This is a genomic window from Butyricicoccus sp., from assembly GCF_050872565.1.
Classification (GTDB): Bacteria; Bacillota; Clostridia; order Oscillospirales; family Butyricicoccaceae; genus Butyricicoccus_A.
In genome coordinates this window covers 1-2,784 of the sequence record NZ_JBNMHC010000301.1, presented here as the reverse complement: position 1 = coordinate 2,784, position 2,784 = coordinate 1, and the positions used below count along the sequence as shown (strand labels likewise).

3 protein-coding genes are annotated in these 2,784 nt (G+C 52.0%); all 3 read left to right on the top strand.

The genetic code is table 11. The annotated features are described in order from the left end of the window. Positions 1-985, top strand: a 985-nt coding sequence (locus ACR0P9_RS10430) for a DnaD domain protein (protein ID WP_432619894.1), incomplete at its 5' end; no start/stop codon positions are given. Then, complete coding sequence (locus ACR0P9_RS10425; RefSeq protein ID WP_432619892.1) at positions 975-1,970, top strand: ATP-binding protein; 996 nt, start codon at positions 975-977, stop codon at positions 1,968-1,970. The genes ACR0P9_RS10430 and ACR0P9_RS10425, both read left to right, overlap by 11 nt. A 336-nt stretch (positions 1,971-2,306) precedes the next feature. After that, positions 2,307-2,784, top strand: a 478-nt coding sequence (locus ACR0P9_RS10420) for a metallophosphoesterase (RefSeq protein WP_432619890.1), incomplete at its 3' end; no start/stop codon positions are given.

Here is a 2,784-nt window from a genome sequence, read left to right as displayed (position 1 = left end):
GCAGGATTTTTCTTCGGAGGAAATTATGTCTCTCTCATCTCTGATCCCCGCTGGCGGGGACTTTTGTGTCTTACGCGCCGATGTCGTTGACACGCTTCTGACCTGCTATGACGGCGACAGCGCGTTGGTATATCTCTATCTTGTCCGCAAAGGACAAGCCTTTGATGCGCGCGAAGCGATGCGAGACCTGCATTTGACGCGCGACCGCTACGACCGCGCGGTACACACGCTGACCAACCTGCGTCTCGTCCACACATCCAACGAGCAGTTTGTGCAGGACCGTCCGTCCGCGCCGCCGACCTATCAATTATCTGAGATGCGGAAGCGCCGCGAGAACGACCATCGATTTTCCTCTGTCTGCCAGACAGCGGAAATGGTGCTCGGACGCCCGTTAACTGAATCCCAAATGCGCACCATGATGGAGGCCTACGACTATCTGGGCCTGCCGGCAGATGTGCTCATTGATCTGCTCAGCTATCTGCACCGCAGCAAGGGAACCGTTTCTCGCCGCGACATTCAAGAGCAGGCATATCTCTGGGCAGATATGGGTATCTTTACCGCTGAGGCTGCCGCCGATTTTCTCGCCCAGCGCGAGCGAGAAAAGCCATTGATGGACGCCATGCTGCGCGCCTTGGATATGGCAGGCCGAGACCCTGCGCCAGACGAATATCGCTATTTATCTCGTTTTATTCGGCGCGGCTTTGACGCAGAGGCTGTCAAAATTGCCAAAGAGCGCATGTATGACCGATTGGGAAAATTCAGCTGGAAATATCTCAACGGCATCTTAGAAAACTGGCATCAGAAGGGTCTGCACACCGCAGCGGAAATCACTGCGGTTGAGCCGAATCTGCGCCAGCCGATTGCGAACAAGCAGCCGCAAAATCCAGTGCAGCCGACCAACAACGGCAATCTTGCCGACTGGGAGCGTGAATGGCTCGCAGAATTCCACGCAATGACAAAGGAGGACAACGCACATGGCGTATGATAAAGCATTGATTTCTTCGATTCTCCGTCAGCTGGAGCAGCAGCACGACCGCTATGAAGCGGAAGCCGAGAGCCGCCGCTACCAATTGACCATGGATATACCACGGTTAGGAGAAATTGACCGTGAACTGCGCGGTACGGCGGCAAAAGCCATGCGTATCGCCTTTGAATCCAACAATACAGACGCCGCAATCGAGCAATTGAAGCAGCGAAACCTCGCTTTGCAGGCAGAAAAGCGACAGCTATTGCTAGACAACGGCTATCCGGCAGATTATCTTGCCGTCACGGTCAGCTGTCCGATTTGCCGAGACACCGGTTATGACGGCAATCACCTGTGCACCTGCGTCAAACGCCGCGCGGCGGAAATGCAGAAGCAAGCTCTGTCCACTCTGCTGCCCGTTGACAAAGAAACCTTTTCGACGTTTCGTCTGGACTATTACAGCTCTCAGCCGGACAGCCGATTTGGTCTCTCTCCCCGTCAAATGGCACAGGCAAATTTACAGCGATGCCACAGCTTTGCCGAGCACTTTGGTTCTTCCTATGAGAATTTGCTGCTATTTGGCTCTACCGGTCTCGGCAAGACCTTCTTATCCTCGTGCATCGCTCGCACCGTCACCGAGCGCGGTTTCTCTGTCACATACGACACCGCGATTTCTATCTTTGACCAGTACAATTCTGTCAAATTCCGTACCGGTGACCCATCCGCCGCGTCTCATGCTGTCGAACGCTTCCGCAACACAGACCTTCTCATCGTCGATGATCTCGGAACGGAAATGCCCAGTGCTTTTCACATTTCTTGTCTGTATGATCTCATCAGCAGACGCCTTATGAGCCGAAAGCCAACGATCCTGAGCACCAATCTTCTGCCCGCAGAGCTGGAAAACCGCTATTCTCCTGCCATTGCTTCACGAATCTTAGGAGAATTTACGCAGCTGCGCTTCATCGGCAGTGATATTCGCCGCATTCGCAAGCAGCAGCGGTTCTAAGCCTTGCATTTTCTGGGAGTTTTTGCAAACTGCACATAAAAACGTAACAATGGTTTTACTATTTGTTCACAACTTTTGTTGTCGAATACGGTATACTAGGAGCATGGAACGAGGGAACGAAAACACCTCATCCATACAAAAGATATGCCGGTATCTTTGAATTTCTCTTACCCCCTTTTTATTTTGTGAAACGTATGCGAAAGCAAAGCAGTCATCCGATATGGATGGCTGTTTTGTTTTTTGTCTTTTTATTGGCAATGCCACAGAAACCTGATATAATACGAGAGAGAAGACAATGGTGTTCTTTTGTTTTTTGTAAATTTGGGAGGTCTTTCCATGCCGAATATTATCCACGCCGCAGATCTTCACATCGGCGCAAAATTTGAATTTCTTCCGCCGGAGAGTGCCGCGCAAGCCATTCGCTTGCAGCTGACTGCACTCAAGGCGCTCGTACAGCAGGCCGCAGCATCCGCTGCGGACGCCTTGCTGATTGCCGGAGATTTATTTGATTCTCCGGAAGTTCGCCCGCAGATTTCGTCTGTTGTATTTTCCATTTTATCCAAGTGCCCGTGTCCGATCTTTCTTTCTCCGGGCAATCATGACTACTATCATGCCGCCTCTCCGTATGCCACGCAGCCGCTTCCGTCCAATCTGCATGTGTTTACCTCGCGCACGCTGACTCCTGTTGCGCTTGCCGACGGCAATACGATCATCTGGGGCGCTGCTTTTCAGGACAACAAGGCATCCATTCCGCTGGATGTGAAGCTCGATCCGTTCAAGCTGAATATCTGTCTGGTACATGGAGAATTAGGCG